The following is a 21457-nucleotide window of genomic DNA, read 5'->3' on the forward strand; positions in this document are numbered from 1 at the left end:
GTAGACGCCAGGTGGTTCCGGCGCCGGCTGCCGGATCCCCTCGGTCAGTGGGTCGGCGCGGACCGGGCGAACAGCCCGGGCAGCAGCCCGCCGATCTTCGTCCCGACGCAGAGGCTGACGAAGGTCGCGAGCGGTGTCGCGAGCGCGGCGGCGTCGAACGTCGCGACCGCGACCAGCCCGACCGTGCCGGGCACGAGCAGCAGGAACGCCGGCCGGAACGACACGGTCGCCGGCACCACCGGCACGATGCGTTCGAGGACACGCGTCGCGACGAACAGCAGCGCCGCGGCGAGGCCCGTCGCGACGACGCTGCCGCTGAGCGGCGTGAGCAACGACACGACGGCGTAGGCGGTGACCATGACGACGACCGACGCCGCCGTCAGGCGCCACCCGGATCCGAAGACGAGGCTGATGCCGGTCGCGAGGACCACCACGGCGACCCACGACGCCCAGAGCGCCGGGACGGCCTCCCAGCCGGGTCGGTCGGTGCCGATGCCCGCGACCTCGCCGACGAGTGCCGCCGAGGTCGGGTCGATGCGGAGGCCGGTCACCGTGCTCCCCGCCGCGATCCCGGCGGCCATGAAGCCGAGCATGATGAGTCCCTGCATGAGACGAGCCGACCCCGTGACGATGTCGGCGGCGGTGAGTTCGAGCAGGGCGTTCGTGATGAGTGCTCCGGGCACGAACACCGCGACCGGCGCGCACACGGCGTACAGCGGGACGTGGTCGAAGCCCGTGCCAGCGGCGACGAGTCCGACGACGGCGGTCGAGCAGAAGGCCGCGAGGAACGGCACGACGGCCACGGCCTCACGGAAGCGCCGGAGCAGCAGGCCGATGACCCCGACGAGCGCCCCGACCACCAGCGCGAGGAGGACCGCCCACCACGGGCACCGGAACACGACCGCGAGCCCGGCGGAGGTCAGTGCATTGCCGAGCACCCACGGCAGCGGGGCCGGTGGTCGCGTGCCCTGGCGGATGCTCCGGACCCGGGCGGGGATCTCGGCGAGGGCGATCGCGCCGCGCTCCAGACCGAGCACCAGGCGGTTGGCGCGGGCGGACTGGCGGAACGAGAGCTCGATGCCCTCGGCGTTGACGATCGTCGCGGCGCCCGTCGCGGTCTCGCTGACGATGACGAGCGCGGGCAGCACCCCGATGGCGAGGCCGTTGCCGACACCCGCTGCGTCGCGGGCCTTCTCGAGCGCTGAGCGGACGTCGGTGACCGAGCTGCCGGCGTCGAGGAGCAGTGCGCCGAGCGTGCCGAGCAGCATGCCGACGGGGACCGTCTCGCCGTCGATGACCTCGACGTGGGCCTCGGGGCGCCGGAGCGCGTCCCGAAGGTTCGTCAGCGCGCTCCCGATCCCGACCACCTGGTCAGCGTAACGAGTACGGCGGGCGTGCCGTCCGGTCTCCGTACCCCCGGAGGGACTCGAACCCTCATCTCGGCGATGTTGAGTCGGATGCCCGTCCGGTCTCCGTACCCCCGGAGGGACTCGAACCCTCATCTCGGCGATGTTGCGTCGGATGCCCGTCCGATCTCCGTACCCCCGGAGGGACTCGAACCCTCATCTCGGCGATGTTGAGTCGGATGCCCGTCCGATCTCCGTACCCCCGGTGGGACTCGAACCCACAACTCGGCGATTTTAAGTCGCATGCCTCTACCGATTGGGCCACGGGGGCGCACGGCGACGGGCGGCCGCGCCGGGACAGCCTACCGACGCCGGAGGGCGGCCACCCGTCGGGTGGCCGCCCTCTCGACAGCGGGTGTGCGCTGCCTACTCGGTCTTGGCGGACTCGCCGGCGCCGACGGGCTCGGCGGCCTTCGAGACGTCCTCGGCGGGCGTGGCGTACGCGGGACCGGCAGCGCCGGCGGGCTGGCCCTCGGCCGGGGACTCGGCTTCCGGAGCAGCCTCGACGGCCGGCTTCGGACGGGAGGCCCACGCCTCGAACGCGGCGCGGGGCGTCTCGCGGTCGTCGAGCGACACAATGTCGCGACCGAGGAAGAAGCCGGAGACCCAGTCACCGACGACGCGGATCTTGCGCTCCCACGACGGCATGGCCAGACCGTGGTAGCCGCGGTGGGCACCCCAGGCCAGGAAGCCCTTCATCGCGAACTTGCCGGACTGGAAGACACCGATGCCGAGACCGAGGCCGGCGACGGCACCGAGGTTCTCGTGCTTGTAGTCGACGGTGGCTTCGCCGCGCAGGGTCGCGACGAGGTTCTTCGCGAGCTGCTTGGCCTGACGGACCGCGTGCTGGGCGTTCGGCACGCACATGCCGCCGACGCCACCACCGGTGAGGTCCGGGACGGCCGCGACGTCACCGCAGGCCCAGGCGTCGGCGATGACCGTGCCCTCGTCGACGATGCGGAGGTCGGGCTGCACCGTGATGCGGCCGCGGGGCTCGAGCGGGAAGTCGGTACCCTTGACCATCGGGTTCGCCATGACGCCGGCGGTCCAGATGATCAGGTCGGACTCGATGACCTCGATCGACTCGTCCTTGGCCTTGAGCTGGCAGACGCCACCGACGGCCGAGGCGAGCTGCGTCTCGAGGTGCACGGTGGCCCCGCGCTCGGCGAGGTTCTTGAGCACCCAGTGCGAGGTCTCGAGCGAGACCTCGGGCATGATGCGGCCCATCGCCTCGACGAGGTGGAAGTGCGTGTCCTCGAAGGCGATCTGCGGGTAGCTGCTGAGCAGGTCCGAGACGAAGGAGCGGAGTTCGGCGAAGACCTCGATACCGGCGAAGCCACCACCGACGACGACTACCGTGAGCAGACGCTGCCGCTCGGGGCCGGCCGGCAGGTTCGCTGCCTTGGCGAAGTTGGTGAGGATCTTGTCGCGGATCGCCGCGGCCTCTTCGATGGTCTTCAGGCCGATGGCCTCGTCCGCGACGCCCGGGATCGGGAAGGTGCGCGAGACGGCGCCGGCGGTCATGACGATCTGGTCGTACGACTCCTGCCACGGCTCACCGACCGCGGGGGTGATGGTCGCGGTCTTGTTCGCGTGGTCGACCCCGGTGACCTTCGCGGTGACGACGCGGGTCGACTTGAGGTGGCGGCGGTGCGAGACCACGGCGTGACGCGGCTCGATCGACCCGGCGGCGACCTCGGGGAGGAACGGCTGGTACGTCATGTACGGCAGCGGGTCCACCATGACGACGTCGGCTTCGCCGTTGCGAAGGTGCTTCTCGAGCTTCCATGCGGTGTAGAAGCCGGCGTAGCCGCCGCCGACGACGAGGATCTTGGGCACGGTTGGTGATCTCCTTGGGGTGGTTGGACTGCTGGGCGGCTGGTCAGGACTCGCCGCCACCCACCCCGACTCCGGCGTCTGCATCCTCATCATAGGCCCGGCATTCGCACCGGGACGGCGACCAGTCCGCGCGCTCCAGCGCGAGGTCTCCGATGGGGTTGACGCCGGGTCCGGCGGCGAGGGCGTGCCCGACGAGCGCGTGCAGGCACTTCACGCGGGTGGGCATGCCACCGGCGCTGATGCCCGCGATCTCCTCGACGTGCTCGATCGACTCACGGTCGTCGAGGTACGCCTGGTGCGCGTGGCGGTACTGCTCAGCGGTGTCCGCGTCCTCGAGGAGGGCGGCCAGCTCGGGCATGACCTGGTTCGCCTCGAGGGTGCTGACCGCTGCGGTGGCTGCCGGGTGGCAGAGGTAGTAGAGCGTCGGGAACGGGGTGCCGTTGCCGAGGCGGGGCTTCGTGGACACGACCGTCGGGTTGCCGCAGACGCAGCGAGCAGCGATGCCGATCACGTCACGGGCGGGGCGTCCGAGCTGGGCGGTCACCACCTGCACGTCGTGCGCGGTCGGCGGGTCGAACGGAGGGGTCGTCACGGGCACGTGAGCCTACCCGACTCCGCGCGTCGGCCCTACTCGGGGGACGAGCCGCTGTCCGTCCCGCGGTCGGTGTCGCTGCCGCTGCCGTCACCGGTGTCGCCGCGGCGCTCGAGTTCGTCATCGGTCTCGTCCGACAGCCCGGACTCGAGGACGGACGAGAGCATCGACCGCACCCAGTCCACGTCCGGCGTCTGCACCGTCGAGCTGACCGGGGTGCCGGACTCGGTCCTCGGCGCCGGGGTGGCCGAAGCGCCGGCCTCGCTGCCCATCACCAGGTAGCTCTCCTCGCCCGGGTACACGTAGAGCAGGCGGTCGCGCGCCTGTGCCTCGATGTAAGCGGGGTCGTCCCAGCGCGCCACGTCGTGCTTCTTCTGCGCGACGTCGGCCTTCTGCGCCGCGACCTGCCGCTGCATGTCGGTGATCTGGTCCTGCTGCTGCACGAGCGTGCGGAGCGAGGGGGCGAGCACCACGACGAAGAGCACGATGATCGCGAGCATCAGCAAGCTGAACCCGGAGAAGTGCAGCGACCGGTACCACGGCTGTCCCGAGGTCGCTCCCTCGGGCATGGCCACGGGGACGCGGCGGACGCGGGGCTTCTGGCTGGGCACGACGACGACGATAACGCGGCCGTCGGGGCTCGGCATCCCGCCGCGCGCGCGTTGCGCACCCTCTCAGCGACGGCTGCCGACGCTGGAGGCGCGCCCCGCGCCTCCAGTCCGGCTCGGGTCCCCGAGACGCCCCCGCCGCGCCGAGACGCCGCGACCTCGCCGAGACGCCGCCGAATCCGGAGGCGTCTCGCGCGCACCGCGGCGTCACGCGCAGACGGGGGCGTCACGCGCAGACGGGGGCGTCACGCTACACCTGCCTGGAGGCACGGCCCGGGTCTCCCGGCTGGCTCGGGTCCCGGGACGTCAACTGACCGACGGGACGCCGCCGGCCGCCGAACCGCCGCCACCTCGGCGAGACGCCGCCGAATTCGGAGGCGTCTCGCGCGCACCGCGGCGTCGTCCGCAGACGGGGGCGTCTCGCGCAGACGGGGCGTCCCGCGCAGACGGGAGGAACGGCTCGCGCAGACGGGAGGAACGGCTCGCGCGGACAGGGCGTCTCGCGCAGACGAGGCGGCTCGCGTGAGTCGGTGGCACGCGCGGACGGGGCCGTTCCGCGGAACGGCGAGACGCCGCCCTCCGGACGGAGGACGGCGTCTCGGGGGTGCTGGGTTACAGCGAAGCCGAACGCGGGAAGGCGGAGCGGCCGGCGTAGACCGCCGCGTCGCCGAGCTCTTCCTCGATGCGGAGCAGCTGGTTGTACTTGGCGACGCGGTCCGAGCGGGCCGGGGCGCCGGTCTTGATCTGACCACCGTCGACCGCGACCGCGATGTCCGCGATCGTGGTGTCCTCGGTCTCACCGGAGCGGTGCGACAGGATCGCGGTCATGCCGTGGCGGTGCGCGAGGGAGACCGCGTCGAGGGTCTCGGTCAGCGTGCCGATCTGGTTCACCTTGACCAGGATCGAGTTGCCGGCCTTCTCGTCGATGCCGCGCTGGAGCCGCGTCGGGTTGGTGACGAACAGGTCGTCGCCGACGATCTGCAGCTTCGAACCGAGCTCGACGGTCAGGTGGGTCCAGCCCTCCCAGTCGTCCTCGGCCAGCGGGTCCTCGATCGTGGCGAGCGGGTAGTCACGGGCCAGGTCGACGAAGTACTGCGTGAACTCGGCGCTCGAGAGCTGCTTGCCCTCGAAGGAGTACTTGCCGTCGTGGAAGAACTCGGTGCTGGCGACGTCGAGGCCCAGCGCGATGTCCTTGCCCGGGGTGAAGCCGGCCTTCTCGATCGCCGCGAGGAGGAAGTCGAGCGCGGCGCGGTTCGAGGCGAGCTCCGGCGCGAAGCCGCCCTCGTCGCCGAGGCCGGTCGCGAGGCCCTGCTTCTTCAGCTCGCCCTTGAGTGCGTGGTAGGTCTCGACGCCCCAGCGCAGGGCCTCCGAGAAGGACTCGGCGCCGTACGGCACCAGGAAGAACTCCTGGATGTCGACGTTGGTGTCGGCGTGCGCGCCGCCGTTGACGACGTTCATGAGCGGCACGGGGAGCGTGTGCGCGTTCGGGCCACCGAGGTAGCGGAACAGCGGCAGGTCGACCGAGTCGGCCGCGGCGCGGGCCACGGCGAGCGAAGCGCCGAGGATGGCGTTCGCGCCGAGGCGGGACTTGTTCTCGGTGCCGTCGAGCTCGATGAGCGCGGCGTCGACGAGACGCTGGTCGGTGGCGTCGAAGCCCTCGAGCGCCGGGCCGATCTCGTCGAGCACGGCCTCGACGGCCTTGAGCACGCCCTTGCCGCCGTACCGGGAGTCGTCGCCGTCGCGCAGCTCGTACGCTTCGAAGGCGCCGGTGGAGGCACCGGACGGGACGAGGGCGCGCGAGACGACACCGTCGTCGAGGAGGACCTCGACCTCGACCGTCGGGTTGCCTCGGGAATCGAGGACTTCGCGTGCGCCTACGGCATCGATCACTGCCACGGGGAACTCCCTGTCGTTGGGTTGTGGTGGTTGCGCTGTCGATCCTAGCGACGCCGCTGCACCGCGACGCCTGGCTGTGGATGACCGGGAGGAGTCCGTCAGGCGAGCGGACGGAACTCCACGCCGTCGAGCGACGTGGTGTCGGTCCCGACGGTGGCGAACGAGCCGAAGCCCTGCTCCGCGAGTCCGGCGAGCAGGTTCTTCATGTTCTTCGTGCGCTTCTCGAGGCGGACGCGGTGGTGCGTGTCCAGCGCGTCGGCCTTCAGCGCGGCCAGCCGGACCGGGTCGACGTCCTTGTCGTACACGAGCACGACGGCGTCGGACTCGGCTGAACCGGGCAGCGACACGAGGTCCACGAGCCGCTCGAACCCGAGCGAGAACCCGACCGCCGGGACGTCCTGCCCGAGGAAGCGCCCGATCATGCCGTCGTAGCGGCCGCCGCCACCGAGGCTGTACCCGAAGTCGGGGTGCGCGACCTCGAAGATCGTGCCGGTGTAGTACCCCATGCCGCGGACGAGCGTCGGGTCGAAGCGGAGGTCGACGCCCGGGAGCGCCGCGCGCAGTCGCTCGAGGTCGGCGAACGCCTCGGCGTCGAGCCAGTCGGCACCGCGCACGCTGTCCCAGTCGGCGGACTCGAGCGCCCGGATCGTGTCGGCCGTGGCGGCGGGGTCGAGGCCGAGCGTGGTCCCGAGCTCCTCCGCGACGCCGACGGCCCCGATTTTGTCGAGCTTGTCGACCGTGATGAGGGCCCGGTCGGCTGCGGACTGCTCGGTGACCCCCCACGAGGCGAGGAGCGCGAGCAGGATGCGGCGGTCGTTGATCCGGATCGACGTGCCGACGATGCCGAGCGCGTCGAGCGCCGCGGTGGTCGCCCGGATGAGTTCGATCTCGGCGAGCTGCCCGGGCTCGCCCAGGACGTCGATGTCGCACTGCACGAACTGGCGGTAGCGCCCCTTCTGCGGACGCTCGGCACGCCACACGGGCGCGATCTGCACGGCACGGAACACGCTCGGCAGTTCGGCGCGGTGCGAGGCGTAGAACCGGGCGAGCGGGACGGTCAGGTCGAACCGCAGCCCGAGGTCGGCGAGGTCCAGCGGCGCGTCGGCCTGCCGCAGGTCCTCGGTGGTCAGCCCGCGGCGCATCACGGCGAAGGCCAGCTTCTCGTTGTCACCACCGAGTCCGGAGTGGAGGCGGGCGGCGTCCTCGACGACCGGCGTCTCGATCTCGTCGAACCCGTGTCGCGCGTACACACCGCGGATGACGCCGAGCACGTGCTCCCGCCGGGCCTTGTCGGCGGGGAGGTGGTCTCGCATGCCCCTGGGGGCCGTCACGGTCGTCGCCATGCCGTCGATTCTCGCAGAGCAGGACCGCCTCTTGCAGCAGCGTGTGTCCGCTGATATGCTGAATCCAGAACCTCGGTCGGAGCGTGCCTGATCCGCGCGTCGGCCGGCAGCGGAGGCGGCGTGCTGCAAGCGCCTCCGCGGTTCGAGCGGGATCCCCTGTCGGCGTCGCTCCCTGGTGACGCCGTCTCCCGCTCGCGGGCGTCCTCCTTTTTCGGGTTAGGAGGACGCCCGCTCCTCGTCGCCTCCGCGGTCGTCTCAGCGGTCGTCCTGCTCGAGGCTGCGGCCCGCCACCTCGAGCATCGCCACCGCGGCTCGGAGACTCGCGATCGGGTCCAGGCCCTGTTCGTGCGCGACGGCCACCTCGGCGAGCATCCCGGCGCCCCAGGCCGCGTCGACCCGGGTCCCCGGCTGCTGCCCGGCAGCGGCGTCACCGGGGTCCGCGGCGCCGACGAGGTGCGCAGCACCGACCGCGCTGGAGGCCGCCACTCCGTCGGCGACACCGGGAGCGTCGGCGACACCGGGAGCGTCGGCGACACCGGGAGCACCGGGCGCTCCGGGAGCGATCGGGGCACCGGGGACGTCGGCGGCAGCGGGAACCCCGGCGACACCGGGAGCGACGGGGGCACCGGGGACGGGATCGACCACCTCGAGCACGGCGCCGTCCGTCACGGAGGCCATCGCGGCGTGCAGGTCACCGCGCTCCTCCAGCCGCTCCAGGAGCTTCACGGCACGTTCGAGCGGCGGCATCGCCCGCGGCACACCCGTGTACGCGCTCGTCCGCGACGACTTCTCGGCGGCCTTGGCGGCACGCCAGACCCGGATGACGTCCTCGACCGTGTGCGCTTCCTCGTCGCCGAAGACGTGCGGGTGGCGGCGCTGCATCTTCTCGCGCACGGAGTCGGCCACGTCGTCGAGGTCGAACCTGCCCTGCCGCGCGGCGATCCCCGCGTGCAACACCACCTGGTACAGGACGTCGCCCAGTTCCTCGCGGAGCTCGTCGTCGTCCCCGCCGTCGATCGCGTCGACGAGCTCGTAGGTCTCCTCGACGGCGTACCGGGCGAGGGTGGCGTGGGTCTGCTCGCGGTTCCAGACGCATCCGTGCTCGGGGTCGAGCAGGCGGTCCACGACGGCGACGAGTTCGGCAACGGCAGTCATGCCGCCATGCTGCCACCCGCGGCTCCGCGTGGATCGGGCTCCCGGGCCGTCCCGCTATCCTGGTGGAGGTGTGTCGGGAAGCCTGGTCGACGGTCCGTTCCCCGTACCCGATCACCGGAGCCGCATGCCGTCCTTCGTCCGTTCGCCCCGTTTCAGCGCGATCGCCCTCCTCACCGCCGCCGTCCTCGGACTGGTCGTCGCCAACACCGCACTCGGCCCCGGTCTCGAGCGCGGCCTCGACTGGCACACCCCGTGGGGAGCGGTCGGCCTCGACCTCTCGATCACCCACTGGGTCAGCGACGGCCTGCTCGCGGTCTTCTTCCTGTTGGTCGCTATCGAGCTGAAGCACGAGCTGGTCGCCGGCGAGCTCGCGAACCCGAAGACGGCCGTCGTCCCGGCCATCGCCGCGGTCGGCGGTGTGCTCGTGCCGGCGCTCGTCTACCTGCTCGTCACCGCCGGGACGCCGTACACCCACGGATGGCCGATCCCGACCGCGACGGACATCGCGTTCGCGCTCGGGGTCCTGGCGATGTTCGGGCGCGGGCTGCCCGCGACGATCCGGGTGTTCCTGCTCGCCCTCGCGGTCCTCGACGACCTGATAGCGATCGTCATCATCGCCGTCGTCTTCGCGCACGGCACGGACTTCCTCGCGCTCGGCGGAGCAGCGGTCCTGCTCGTGGTCTTCGCACTGCTCGGACGCCGGCTGCGCCCGGGCAGTGCCGCGCAGCCGTTCCTCGTCGTCGCGATGGTCCTCGTCGGCCTCGTCACGTGGTGGCTCGTGTACCACTCGGGAGTGCACGCGACCATCGCCGGCGTGGCCCTCGGGTTGGTCCTCCCCCGACGTCCGGGCGGCACCCTGCACGAGCAGGTCGAGCCGTGGTCGAACGCGATCGTGCTCCCCGTCTTCGCCTTCGTCTCCGCAGCGGTCGTGATCCCCGCCGTCGGCGTCGGCGAACTCTCTCCGACGTTCTGGGCGGTCGTCCTGGCGCTGCCGGTCGGCAAGGTCATCGGCATCACCCTGTTCGGCGTCGTGGCCGGTCGGCTCTTCCGCGGACCGGGTCGGTCGACCCTCTCGGTCAGCTCCGTGATGACGGTCGGCGTGCTCGGCGGCATCGGCTTCACCGTGTCGCTGCTCATGAACGAACTGGCGTTCGCGGCGAACGAGGAGATCGTCGACGAGGGCGTCCTCGCGGTCCTCGTCGGGTCGGGCATCGCGATGGTCGCGTCCGCGGTCGTGGTGTCGGTGCGGGCGCGCCGGTACCGCCAGCGGCGCGAGCTGTCCGAGGCCGAAGCCACCGAGTAGCGCCGACCCATGCGCCGGCGCGACCACGCGACGGACGGGAGGCCCGGGACGGATCCGTCCCGGGCCTCCCGTCCGTCCGGTGGTCACCGGACGAGGACCGTCAGGCGGCCGGCGCCTCCGCACGGGCGGGCGCACCGTAGACGGCGGTGAGGATGCTCTCCACCCAACCGATGAGGGCGTCGTCCGGCAGGGTCTCGCCGTGCGGCTTCGGGACCGGGATGCTCGCGGCGTCCTGCTGCGGGAACCAGCGTGCACCGGCGAACATCCGCTTGAGGCGGACCTGCGCCGAGTCGGCGAGTTCCTTGCCCGCCACCCGCAGGTTCGACCCCATGACGACCACGTCGGACAGGCCGACCTGCTGCGCCATCCGGCGGAGGCGGGACACCTCGATCAGCGTCAGCACGGCCTGCGGCGGCGTGCCGTACCGGTCGGTGAGCTCGTCGAGGACCATGTCGATCGCCTCGGGCTGCGCGGCCGGGGCCGACGCGGCGGAGAGCTTCTGGTACGCCTCGAGTCGGAGTCGCTCGGACTCGACGTAGTCCTCCGGGATGTGCGCGTCGACGGGGATCTCGAGCCGGAGCTCGGTCTGTCCCTCCGCCACGTCCCCGCGGAACTGCGACACCGCCTCGCCGATCATCCGCAGGTACAGGTCGAACCCGACGCCCGCGATGTGCCCGGACTGCTCGCCGCCGAGCAGGTTGCCGGCACCGCGGATCTCGAGGTCCTTCATCGCGACCTGCATGCCCGCGCCGAGCTCGTTGTTCGCCGCGATCGTCTCGAGGCGGTCCTGCGCGGTCTCGGACAGCGGCTTCTCGGCGTCGTACAGGAAGTACGCGTACCCGCGCTCGCGCCCACGACCGACACGGCCGCGGAGTTGGTGGAGCTGCGACAGGCCGTACTTGTCCGCCTTGTCGATGATGAGGGTGTTCGCGTTCGCGATGTCCAGACCGGTCTCGATGATCGTCGTGGACACGAGCACGTCGAACCGGCGCTCCCAGAAGTCGACCATGACCTGCTCGAGGGCCTGCTCGCCCATCTGCCCGTGCGCCACGGCGATGCGGGCGTCCGGCACGATCTCGGCCAGGTGCGACGCGACCGACTGGATGTCCTTCACGCGGTTGTGCACGTAGAACACCTGGCCCTCGCGGAGCATCTCGCGCTTGATCGCCGCGGCCACCTGCAGGTCCGACTGCGGTCCGACGAACGTGAGGATCGGGTGCCGGTCCTCCGGCGGGGTCGCGAGGGTCGACATCTCACGGATGCCGGTCACCGCCATCTCGAGCGAGCGCGGGATCGGCGTCGCGGACATCGCCAAGACGTCGACGTTCGTCTTGAGCTTCTTGAGCTGGTCCTTGTGCTCGACACCGAAGCGCTGCTCCTCGTCGATGATGACGAGGCCGACGTCCTTGAACTGCACGCTCTGCGACAGGATCCGGTGCGTGCCGATGACGACGTCGACGGTGCCGTCGGCGAGGCCCGCGAGGGTCTCCTTCGTCTCCTTCTCGGTCTGGAACCGGCTCAGGGCGCGCAGGTTCACCGGGAACCCGGCGAACCGCTCCTGGAACGTCTCCATGTGCTGGCGGACGAGCAGCGTCGTCGGGACGAGCACGGCGACCTGCTTGCCGTCCTGCACCGCCTTGAACGCGGCGCGGATCGCGACCTCGGTCTTGCCGTAGCCGACGTCTCCGGAGAGCAGCCGGTCCATCGGGATCGGGCTCTCCATGTCGCGCTTGATCTCGTCGATGGTCGTCAGCTGGTCGACGGTCTCCGCGAAGGGGAACGCCTCTTCCAGCTCGCGCTGCCACGGGGTGTCCGGCCCGAACGCGTGCCCCTTCGACGCCATGCGGGCGGAGTACAGCTTCACGAGGTCCACCGCGATGTCGCGCACGGCCTTGCGCGCCTTCGACTTCGCCGCAGACCAGTCCGAGCCGCCCATCTTCGACAGGGTCGGGTTCTCGCCGCCGACGTACCGGGACAGCTGGTCGAGCTGGTCGGTCGGCACGAAGAGCTTGTCGCCGGGGTAGTTCCGCTTCGAGGGCGCGTACTCGAGCACCAGGTACTCACGCTGCTGCTTGACGGCGTTCCGGCCGCCGGAACTGACCTCCCTGCTGACCAGTTCCACGAACTTGCCGATGCCGTGCGTGGCGTGCACGACGACGTCGCCCGGCTTCAGCTGCAGCGGGTCGACGACGTTCTTGCGCCGGCTCGCGAGCTTCTTGACGGTGCGGGCGCCCTGCTGGACGCTGCGGCCGTAGAACTCGGCCTCGCTGAGGAGCGCGATGCGCGGGTCCGCGACGGCGAAGCCGTGCTCGACGCTGGCCGTCGTGACGATGGCGACGCCCGGCTCGGGAGGCCCGTCCAGCGTCTCGGCGCGCGCGGCCACCCCGGCGTCGGCGAGCACCTGCACCGCACGTTCGACGAGGCCCTGGCCCTGCGCCGTCACGACGACGGCCCACTGGTCGTCGGTCAGCGCCTTGACGTGGGCGACCGCACCGTCCGCACTGCCGGCGAAGCTCGGGATCGCCTCGCCCGGGACGCGGATGTACTCCCCCGCCTCGGCGGCCGCGTCGGCGTCGCTCAGCGGTTCGTCGGCGCCGGAGTCGAACGGCGACACCGTCCACCACGTGCGCTGCCCGCGGGTGTTCTTCAGCTGCTGGACCGTGAGGAAGTTGCCCGCGTCGAGGTCGATGGGCGCCTGGGCACCCGCCACGGCCGCGCTCCACGCCGCCTGCAGGAACTCCTGGTTCGTCTCGGCCAGGCTGTGCGCGCGACCGCTCACCCGCTCCGGCGAGAAGACCGCGATCGTCGCTTCCTCGGGCAGGTACTCCGTCACCGGCACGAGCTTGCGGACCAGCGCCGGGGCGAGGGACTCCATGCCCTCGACGGGGATCCCCTCGGACACCTTCGCGAGCATCTGCGACAGGTTCGGGAACTCGTGGAGCATCTCGCGCGCCCGCTGCCGGACGTCGTCGCTCAGGAGCAGTTCGCGTGATGCGGTGAGCTCCACCGCGTCGAGGTCGTCGTCCGTGGACCGCTGGTCGGCCACCGAGAACGCCTTGATGCCCTCGATCTCGTCACCGAAGAAGTCGACGCGGACGGGGTGGTCGGCCGTCGGCGGGAAGACGTCGAGGATGCCGCCGCGGACGGCGAACTCCCCGCGGCGGGTGACGAGGTCCACCCGGGCGTACGCGAGGTCGACGAGCTGTGCGGCGATCGCGCCGAGGTCGTTGCCCCGCGACGCGCTCCGCAGCACGACCGGCGCGAGCTCGGTCAGGTTGTCGGCGATCGGTTGGAGCGCCGCCCGGACGCTCGCGACCACGACGGTCGTCCGGCGCTCCGCGGCAGGGGCGTCCTGCCACCGCTGCAGTGCGCGGAGGGTCGCGATGCGGGTGCCGACGGTCTGCGGGCTCGGGCTGAGACGCTCGTGCGGCAGGGTCTCCCACGCCGGGAACTCGAGCACGTCCGCGTCGGGGACGGTGCAGCTGAGGGCGTCACGGACGGCTTCGGCCTCCCGCCCGGTCGCGGTGATGACGAAGGCGCACTGCGGGCCCGAGCGCTCGGCCAGCAGGGCGGCGAACAGGGGCACGCGCAGACCGTCGACCACCGAGAAGTCGGCGTCGCGAGGAGCGGCACGGAGCGCACGATCGAAGGAGGAGGCGCGCGAGAGCGCAGGGATGAGGCCCGAGATCGTCACTCACACGATGGTACCGGCGGCCCCCGACAGCGGTCGCGGCGTGCGCGACGGGCGAACAGGAGGCGCGTGGCGGAGCCGGGGCGGGCCTCCCGGCCGGTTCCGGCTCAGGAGCTGCCCGGCTCCAGGTCGTCCGGCGGCGGCGTCGGCTCGCCCTCGCGCGCCTGCTCGGCCGCGCGGCGACCGAGGAAGCGCGCCGTCCCGACGAGCGCGATGCCCATGACCGAGACGACGACGAGCGCGGCCGTGGCGAACGGGTTCGTCGCGAGCACGACGGCGGCGACGACGTTCATCAGGCCGGGGCGTGGAAGCGCTGCTGCGCGGCGAGCAGGCCGTCGGTCACGATCGCCTCGACGGCGTCGGCCGCGTCGGCGAGGAGGTTCGGCAGCGCCTTCTTCTCGGCGGCGGAGAAGTCACGCAGCACGTAGTCGGCCGGGTCCTGACGACCGGGCGGGCGTCCGATGCCGACCCGCACGCGGGCGAACTCGTTCGTGTTCGTCGCCTTGATGACGTCGCGGATGCCGTTGTGCCCGCCGTGGCCACCGTTGCCCTTGAGCTTCACGGAGTCGAACGGCAGGTCGAGCTCGTCGTGGACCAGGATCAGGTCCGCCGGCGGCACGCTGTAGAACCCGAGGACGGCGGAGACCGGACCGCCGGACGTGTTCATGAACGACCCGGGCTTCGCGAGGACGAGCTTCGGCCCCCCCGGTACGAGGCGCCCCTCGGCGACCTGGTTCGGGGTCTTGTGCTTCCTGAACGTGGCACCCATCCGGGCGGCCAGTTCGTCGAGGACCATCTGGCCGACGTTGTGACGGTTGCCCGCGTAGTCGGGCCCGGGGTTCCCGAGCCCGACCACCACGAACGTGCGCTCCGCCATCAGCGTCGGCCAGACGTCGTCGTCGTCTTACTCGGAGTCGGCGTCGGCCGGGGCGGAGCCGCCCTCGGTGCCGGCCTCGGCGCCCGCCTCGGCAGCGGCCTCGTCGGCGGCGTCGTCGTCAGCGGTGCCACGCGGGGTGACGATCTGGACGACGAGCGACTCGGCGTCGGTCTCGAGCTCGGCACCGGCCGGGAGCTGCAGGTCGGACGCGTGGACCTGCGCACCGTCCTCGAGGCCCTCGACGTCCACGACGACGTGCTCGGGGATGTCGGTCGCCTCGACGAGCAGGGAGACGCTCGCCAGGTCCTGCACGTGGATGGTGCCGGCGAAGGACTCGCCCTCGATGACGACGGGCACGTCGACCGTGACCTTCTCGCCACGACGCACGACGACGAGGTCGATGTGCTCGATGATCTGACGCACCGGGTCACGCTGGACGTCCTTGACGAGGGCGAGCTGGGCAGCACCCTCGATGTCGAGGTCCACGACCGCGTTGGCGGTACGGACGAGGAGCATCGTCTCGTGGCCCGGCAGGCTGATGTGCTTCGGCTCGGTGCCGTGGCCGTAGACGACGGCGGGGATCTTGTCGGCGGCGCGGAGCTTGCGGGCCGCACCCTTGCCGAACTTGGTGCGGACTTCCGCTGCGAGCTTGGTGTAGTCAGCCATGATGCCTCCTGGTGTCGGGGACGACGCCGGAGTGCCGGCATCGGGGGGTCTGTGGTGTTGCAACTCGAACGCGTGCACGCGTGAGGAACGTTCCCAGGGCTGGCCGGGTCTCCCACCGCGTCGATCACGGCCGCTTGCGCGGCCCTCGCCGAAGTCAGTCACCGAGTCTAGCAGGGCCTCCGGGCGTGTCGCGACGGTGCCGTGACTGGTCAGCGGCGACGGTGGTGCCGGGCGGCGACGAGGGCTTCCCGGGCGCGGTCGCTCGCGGCCTCGGCGTCGTCGCGCTCCTGCCCGAGCCGTTCGGCCTCGGCGTCGAGGTCGGCACGCTCCTGGTCGAGGGCGCTGAGCTGTCGCTCGAGGTCGCGACGGCGGCGGTCGAGGTCAGCGCGTCGGTCCTCGACGTCCTCGAGGGCGGACTCCGCCTGGTCGAGAGCGGCATCGGCCTGCCGGGAGGCACGTCTCGCTGCCGCCTCGGCCTCGCGCGCCTCGCGGCGCTCGGCTGCGGGGTCGCGCTGGTCCTCGTCGGGAGCCGGCAGGTCGGGCCCGTCCGGAGCATCCGGTTCGGCAGCAGCATCTGGTCCATCCGGGGCATCCGGCTCGTCAGGGGTCCCGGGCTCGTCGTCTGCGGGACCGGGCGCGGCGGGACGGCGTGCACCGCGCCTCCCGGCCGTGATCGGGATGGGAGGCGCGTCGCTGCCGGACCACGCGTCCGGGACGGCGTCCGGAACGGCCACCGCGTCGGTCAGGTCGACGTCCTCGAACCCCACGCTCTCGAGGGGCCGCAGGAGGAGGCCCGATCGGATCGCGGCGCCGGCGTGCGGGTCGGCCATGCCGGCCTCGATGGTCGCGCGGACCTGCTCGAGCACGGCCGGGGTCGGCGGGTGCCCGGCTGCGGACGCCCGGTCGGCCCCGGTGTCGGCGAGCGCCGCCACGACCTGTGACCGCTGCTTCCGGAGTGTCGCGATCTGCTGCGGGTCCGCGGAGGCCTGCGCCTGCCGGAGGGCCGGACCGAGGTCGACGGCGTCGTCGAGGGCGGCCTCGGAGGCGAGCAGGTCGACGATCCACGCGGCCGGCGCGGGCTTCTTCAGCTTCCCGATCGCGGCCGCGAGCTCCCGGTCGTCCTTCCGGACCGCTCGTTGCCGTGCCGTCCGCGCGGCCACGAAGTCGCCAGGAGCGGCGCGCAACAGGTCGCGGGCGACGTCGGCGAGCGCTGCGGGGTCCACGCCACCACTCTGCCCGTCGGGCACGGTGCGGCGCCCGGGAACGCTCACCAGTCGTGCACGGTGCCGTCCGCCAGGCGGTTGAACGGCAGGTACGCCTGCTCGTACGGGTACTTCCCGGCCTCGTCGACGTCGAGCGAGACGCCGATGCCGGGCTCGTCGCCGGGGTGCAGGTACCCGTCGGTGAAGGTGGCCGTCTGCTGGAACACCTGGTTCGTCCTCGGGCCGTGCTGCATGTACTCCTGGATCCCGAAGTTGTGGATGGCGAGCCCGAGGTGCATCTGGGCCGCCATCCCCACCGGCGAGATGTCGGTCGGCCCGTGGAACCCGGACTTCACCTGGTACATCGCGGCGTAGTCCATCGTCTTCCGCAGCGGGGTCACGCCGCCCATGTGCGTGACGGCGCCGCGGACGTAGTCGATGAGCTGGTCGCGGATGAGGTCCTTGAAGTCCCAGACCGTGTTGAAGACCTCACCGATCGCGAGCGGGGTCGTGGTGTGCTGCCGGACGAGTCGGAGCGCTTCCTGGTTCTCGGCGGGGGTGCAGTCCTCGAGCCAGAAGAGGTCGTACGGCTCGAGCGACTTCCCGAGCTTGGCGGCCTGGATCGGGGTCATCCGGTGGTGTCCGTCGTGCAGGAGCGGCAGCTCGGGGCCGAACTCGTTGCGGACCGCCTCGAAGACGGTCGGCAGGTGCCGGAGGTACGCGCGGGTGTCCCAGTCCTCCATGGCCGGGAACCCCCCACGCTGCGCGGGCTCGAAGTCGTAGCGGACGCCGGCGTTGCCCTCGGTGGTGCGGTTCGAGGCGATGCCGTAGATGGACTCGAGCCCCGGCACGCCGGTCTGGATGCGGATCGACCGGTACCCCTCGGCCTGGTGCTGGCGGATCGAGTCGAACAGCTCCGGGAGGTCCTTGCCCGACGCGTGCCCGTACGCCATCAGCCCGGTCCGGGAAGCACCGCCGAGCAGCTGGTAGAGCGGCATCCCGGCGACCTTGGCCTTGATGTCCCAGAGCGCCATGTCGACGGCGGCGATCGCGGCCATCGTCACCGGACCCCGACGCCAGTAGGTCGAGCGGTAGAGGAACTGCCAGGCGTCCTCGATGCGGCTGGCGTCCCGACCGGTGAGCAGCGGGACGACGTGCTCGGACAGGTACGCGGCGACCGCGAGCTCGCGGCCGTTCAGGGTCGCGTCACCGAGACCGATGACGCCGTCCGCGGTGGTCAGCTTGAGGGTGACGAAGTTCCGGTCCGGACTGGTGACGATCACCTCGGCACGGTCGACGAGCTGTCCACGGTCCGTGCTCGCCCAGGTGTCCGGCCTGGAGGCTGTGCCTCCGCCCGCAGAGCGTGCGTCGGTCGCACCGGGGGTCGGGTTCGCGGGATCGGTCACGGCGTTGCTCCTCCTCGAGGTGGGCGCGGTGCTCCTCCGCGGCGGTGCGGGATGCATCCGGCGTCCACCTGTCGAGCCTGCACCGGCGGCGGCCGTGTGTCCATCGTCAGCGGCGGCTCGAGGCCCGCTCGACCCCGACGCACGGCGGGCGCGCGGCTTCCTCGACCAGCGACGGGTGGGCATCGCGGCCGTCGACGCTGGCGGTGGCCCGGGCGACCGCGGCTTCCAGCAGGCCCGCGTCACGAATGTGTTCCCGGTCATCCCGTCCATCCCGGGGTGACGAGGCCGGTCTCGTAGGCGAAGACCACGAGTTGGGCGCGGTCGCGAGCACCGAGCTTGATCATCGCCCGGGAGACGTGGGTCTTCGTCGTGGCCGGACTGACGAACAGGCGCTCGGCGATCTCGGCGTTCGTCAAGCCGCTCGCGACCAGGCGCATGACCTGGCGCTCGCGGTCGGTCAGGGCGTCGAGTTCGGGTGCGAGCGCTGTCGGCTTCGCGTGCGCCGCGTACGCCTCGACGAGCGACCGGGTCGGGCCCGGCGACAGCAACGACTCCCCCGCGACGACGGTGCGGATCGCCCGGAGGAGTTCGCCGGGCTCGGTGTCCTTCACGAGGAACCCGGCAGCACCACCACGGATCGCCTCGAACACGGTGTCGTCCTCCTCGAAGGTCGTGAGGACCACCACGTGCACCGCGCTGAGCGCCGGGTCCTCCGAGATCCGCCGTGTGGCGACGAGGCCGTCGGTCCCCGGCATGCGGATGTCCATGAGCACGACGTCCGGCAGTTCCCGTGCGACGACCGCGACGGCGTCCTCGCCGTCGGACGCCTCACCGACGACCTGCATCCCCGGCTCGGCGGACACGAGTGCGCGGAGTCCGGCACGGATGAGGCTCTGGTCGTCCACCAACACGATCCGGATCAGATCCGGCGTGGTGGGAGTCGCGGACATGGTCATGCGGTCGTCTCCGTCGCTCCGGACGCAGTGCGTGCGGGTTCGCCGATCGGCAGGCGTGCGTGGACCGACCACCCGCCGTCGGGCGTCGGGCCGACGGCGAGTGTGCCGCCGACAGCCGTGGCCCGTTCGTGCATCCCGACCAGCCCGTTCCCCGGACTGCTGCCGCTGCCGCCGTCCGCACGCTCGGTCACGGTGTGCTGGCCCGCCGCACGGGCGAGGGCGGACGAGGAGCGGTGCCCGTGGGGCGCCTCCTCGGTCCGCGGGGCACCGGCGCCGATCGCGACCGGCGCCGGGACGTCGGTCACCGTGATGTCGACGACCTCGGCCCCCACGTCGACCACGACCGAGGCGTGGTGGTCAGGGGCGTGCTTCATGACGTTCGTGACGGACTCCTGCACGATGCGGAAGGCGTTGCGCGAGACGACGCCGGCGACGGTCTCCACCGGGCCGTCCAGGCGCAGCTCCACGTCCACTCCGGCCAGGCGGGCTCGATCGACCAGGTCGGGGACGCGGTCGAGGCCGGCGACCGGGGCGCGGTCGGAGGTGCCGGACGGTGCGTCGACGGCCCGCAGCACGCCGAGGATCGTCCGGAGCTCCACGAGCGCCTGCTTGCTGGAGTCGCGGATGTTCAGCAGCGACTCCCGGGTCTGCTCGGGGAGTTCGGCCCCGAGGTGCAGGGCCACCCCCGCCTGCAGGTTGATGAGCGACATGCTGTGGGCGACCGAGTCGTGGAGCTCCCGGGCGATGCGGACGCGCTCGGCGCCGGCGCGCTGCTGCTCCGCCGCGAGGCGGGCGCGACGGGCGTCGGCGGCGCGGGCCACCCGTACCCGGACGAGCTCGGTGACGGCGATGGTGACCGTCAGCCACGCCAGGCAGAGCGTCATCGTGGTGACGGTCGGGAAGGGCGCGCGGCCGGTCAGGGTGTCCGCCGAGGGCAGGACGACCAGCGCGACCGCGGCAGCGACGTACGTGGGGACGCGGTGGCCGCGGAACCAGGCGTTCGCCAGCGCCATGGTCAGCGCCGCGACGAACGGCCCACGCGGACTGACGACCAGGGCGTAGCCGATCGTCGTGCCGAGGGTCAGGGCCAGGACCACGACCGGCCACCGCCACCGGAAGGGCAGGACGACGATCCCGCCCACGAGCAGCACCCATGCCAGGGGCCCGAGCAACACCGGGTCGACGCCGTCACCGAAGCGCTCTGTCCACGGCGGGCCACCAGCACCGACGGCACCGGGACCGACCCCGGCTGCCCACCGGGTGGCGGCGACGGTGCCGACGACCTGCACGAGCGCCACCGGCAGCACCCGTCCCACGCGGGCGAACCGGCGTCCACCCGCCGGGCGGGTGTCGGAGCGCGTGTCGGTGGTCATGCAGCGAGCCTACGGTCGGCCCTCCGCCGACACATCGCGCAGCGGGAGGGCCTGTGGACTACGCCCGGAGGAGTAGTCGCCTGTGGACGAACCGGCGCGGGTGAGCCGGCGGGAGCAGGTCCGAGTGGGCTCTCCTGGCGGACGCGGGTGGGGCCTCCCGACCGACAGCCTTGTCGTGTCGCGACCGCGGCACCACACCCGACCTCGGAGGTCCCCATGCTCACCACACTCGCTGCCACCGCTCCGTACTGGCACGGAGGCGGGATGCCGTCCCACGGCTTCCCCGTGTTCCCGGCGCTCCTGCTCCTGCTCGTCGTCGGGGTCGTCGTCTTCGGCGTCCTCCGCCGCGGTGCCGGACGGGCGATCGCCGACGCGCGGTCGGTGCTGGCCGACCGGTTCGCCCGCGGCGAGATCGACGCCGAGGAGTACCGCGCTCGACGGTCGGAGCTCAGCCGGAAGTAGACCCGACGGTCAGGTCGTCGAGCGCGACGGGCTCAGGCCAGGACGGGCTCAGGGCAGGACGGCGAGGATCGCCGCGACGGTGTCGTCCACGACCCCGTGGATCGGCACCGCCGCGACGGCTTCGTCCGCGCCCGGGCGCTCGAGCGTCGCGAACTGCGAGTCGAGCAGGGAGTTCGGCATGTACTCGTGGTGACGGTGGCGCTGCCGATCGGCGATGAGCTCGCGCGATCCGTCGAGGAACACGATGAAGAGGTCCGGGGCGTCCTCACGCAGGCGGTCCCGGTACGCGCGCTTCAGCGCCGAGTTCGCCATCACACACCGCGAGCCGGAGGCCTCGACCTCCGCGATGCGGGACGAGCACGCGTCCAACCAGGGGCCACGGTCGTCGTCGGTGAGCGGGATGCCGGCGTGCATCTTCTCCTTGTTCGCCGCCGGGTGCAGCGCGTCCGCGTCGACGAACTCCACCGCCTGTCCGCGGTCGACGAGCGCCTGTGTCAGGGCCTCACCGATCGTCGACTTGCCGGATCCGGAGACCCCCATCACGAGCACGGGCGGGAGGACGGTCGCATCGGCCATGTCTCCACAGTACGAACAGGGGGACCGACTGTCCCCAGGATGCGGAAGACCTGGATGAGCACATCGGGCGCTGCATAGATTGGCGACGGCCGTCCAGACACGAAGG

At 72.0% G+C, this 21457-nt stretch carries 18 protein-coding genes and 1 tRNA gene; 2 read left to right on the forward strand and 17 right to left on the reverse strand.

Translation table 11 applies throughout. The features are described from left to right. Nucleotides 1–44 precede the first annotated feature (44 nt). From DEJ16_RS01885 to DEJ16_RS01920, 8 genes are all read right to left on the reverse strand, one after another. Nucleotides 45–1367 (reverse strand): threonine/serine exporter family protein, encoded by a 1323-nt coding sequence (locus DEJ16_RS01885; protein WP_181419411.1) that lies wholly within the window; start codon nt 1365–1367, stop codon nt 45–47. A gap of 236 nt (nt 1368–1603) precedes the next feature. Beyond that, nucleotides 1604–1677, reverse strand: a tRNA-Leu gene (locus tag DEJ16_RS01890). A gap of 95 nt (nt 1678–1772) precedes the next feature. Further along, nucleotides 1773–3245: an NAD(P)/FAD-dependent oxidoreductase gene (locus DEJ16_RS01895; protein WP_110823621.1), complete on the reverse strand. Its 1473-nt coding sequence runs from the start codon at nt 3243–3245 to the stop codon at nt 1773–1775. A 43-nt stretch (nt 3246–3288) separates the two neighbouring features. Continuing rightward, nucleotides 3289–3837: a DUF501 domain-containing protein gene (locus DEJ16_RS01900; RefSeq protein ID WP_110823620.1), complete on the reverse strand. Its 549-nt coding sequence runs from the start codon at nt 3835–3837 to the stop codon at nt 3289–3291. A gap of 35 nt (nt 3838–3872) precedes the next feature. Further along, nucleotides 3873–4448, reverse strand: a complete 576-nt coding sequence (locus DEJ16_RS01905) for a septum formation initiator family protein (protein WP_110823980.1) — start codon at nt 4446–4448, stop codon at nt 3873–3875. Between the two features lie 609 nt (nt 4449–5057). Next, nucleotides 5058–6341, reverse strand: coding sequence for a phosphopyruvate hydratase (gene eno / locus DEJ16_RS01910; protein WP_110823619.1), 1284 nt, complete (start codon nt 6339–6341; stop codon nt 5058–5060). Between the two features lie 98 nt (nt 6342–6439). Then, the gene (gene hisS / locus DEJ16_RS01915; protein ID WP_110823618.1) at nt 6440–7684 is read right to left on the reverse strand and encodes a histidine--tRNA ligase; all 1245 of its coding nucleotides are present in this window, start codon (nt 7682–7684) and stop codon (nt 6440–6442) included. 255 nt (nt 7685–7939) lie between these two features. Continuing rightward, nucleotides 7940–8839, reverse strand: coding sequence for a MazG family protein (locus DEJ16_RS01920; protein WP_110823617.1), 900 nt, complete (start codon nt 8837–8839; stop codon nt 7940–7942). 124 nt (nt 8840–8963) lie between these two features. On the opposite strand from DEJ16_RS01920, the gene nhaA reads away from it, so the two are divergent. Further along, entirely contained in the window at nt 8964–10142 is a 1179-nt protein-coding gene (gene nhaA, locus DEJ16_RS01925; RefSeq protein ID WP_110823616.1) for a Na+/H+ antiporter NhaA, read from the forward strand. Nucleotides 10143–10242: 100 nt separating this feature from the next. On the opposite strand, the gene mfd is transcribed toward nhaA, so the two are convergent. The 8 genes from mfd to DEJ16_RS01970 form a co-directional block, all read right to left on the reverse strand. After that, the gene (gene mfd / locus DEJ16_RS01930; RefSeq protein WP_110823615.1) at nt 10243–13836 is read right to left on the reverse strand and encodes a transcription-repair coupling factor; all 3594 of its coding nucleotides are present in this window, start codon (nt 13834–13836) and stop codon (nt 10243–10245) included. Between the two features lie 104 nt (nt 13837–13940). Continuing rightward, nucleotides 13941–14126 carry a hypothetical protein gene (locus DEJ16_RS01935; RefSeq protein WP_110823614.1) on the reverse strand — a complete coding sequence of 62 codons (186 nt, stop codon included), beginning with the start codon at nt 14124–14126 and terminating at the stop codon, nt 13941–13943. Then, complete coding sequence (gene pth, locus DEJ16_RS01940) at nt 14126–14710, reverse strand: aminoacyl-tRNA hydrolase (RefSeq protein ID WP_110823613.1); 585 nt, start codon at nt 14708–14710, stop codon at nt 14126–14128. Before pth ends, DEJ16_RS01935 begins: the two co-directional genes overlap by 1 nt. A gap of 27 nt (nt 14711–14737) precedes the next feature. Continuing rightward, nucleotides 14738–15376 (reverse strand): 50S ribosomal protein L25/general stress protein Ctc, encoded by a 639-nt coding sequence (locus tag DEJ16_RS01945; protein ID WP_110823612.1) that lies wholly within the window; start codon nt 15374–15376, stop codon nt 14738–14740. Nucleotides 15377–15585: 209 nt separating this feature from the next. Continuing rightward, nucleotides 15586–16599 (reverse strand): hypothetical protein, encoded by a 1014-nt coding sequence (locus DEJ16_RS01950; protein ID WP_110823611.1) that lies wholly within the window; start codon nt 16597–16599, stop codon nt 15586–15588. A 44-nt stretch (nt 16600–16643) separates the two neighbouring features. Beyond that, the gene (gene manD, locus DEJ16_RS01955; protein WP_258365750.1) at nt 16644–17984 is read right to left on the reverse strand and encodes a D-mannonate dehydratase ManD; all 1341 of its coding nucleotides are present in this window, start codon (nt 17982–17984) and stop codon (nt 16644–16646) included. Between the two features lie 257 nt (nt 17985–18241). After that, nucleotides 18242–18907 (reverse strand): response regulator transcription factor, encoded by a 666-nt coding sequence (locus tag DEJ16_RS01965; protein ID WP_110823978.1) that lies wholly within the window; start codon nt 18905–18907, stop codon nt 18242–18244. Between the two features lie 29 nt (nt 18908–18936). Next, nucleotides 18937–20313, reverse strand: coding sequence for a sensor histidine kinase (locus DEJ16_RS01970; RefSeq protein ID WP_110823610.1), 1377 nt, complete (start codon nt 20311–20313; stop codon nt 18937–18939). Nucleotides 20314–20529: 216 nt separating this feature from the next. Between DEJ16_RS01970 and DEJ16_RS01975 the strand changes: the two genes are divergently transcribed. After that, nucleotides 20530–20775, forward strand: a complete 246-nt coding sequence (locus DEJ16_RS01975) for an SHOCT domain-containing protein (protein WP_258365751.1) — start codon at nt 20530–20532, stop codon at nt 20773–20775. A 48-nt stretch (nt 20776–20823) separates the two neighbouring features. Here the strand turns inward: DEJ16_RS01975 and DEJ16_RS01980 are convergent, their stop codons facing one another. Beyond that, a complete protein-coding gene (locus tag DEJ16_RS01980) occupies nt 20824–21351 on the reverse strand; it encodes a gluconokinase (protein ID WP_110823609.1) in 528 nt (175 codons plus the stop codon). Nucleotides 21352–21457 lie beyond the last annotated feature (106 nt).

It is taken from the genome of Curtobacterium sp. MCJR17_055 (assembly GCF_003224335.1).
Lineage (GTDB): Bacteria > Actinomycetota > Actinomycetes > Actinomycetales > Microbacteriaceae > Curtobacterium.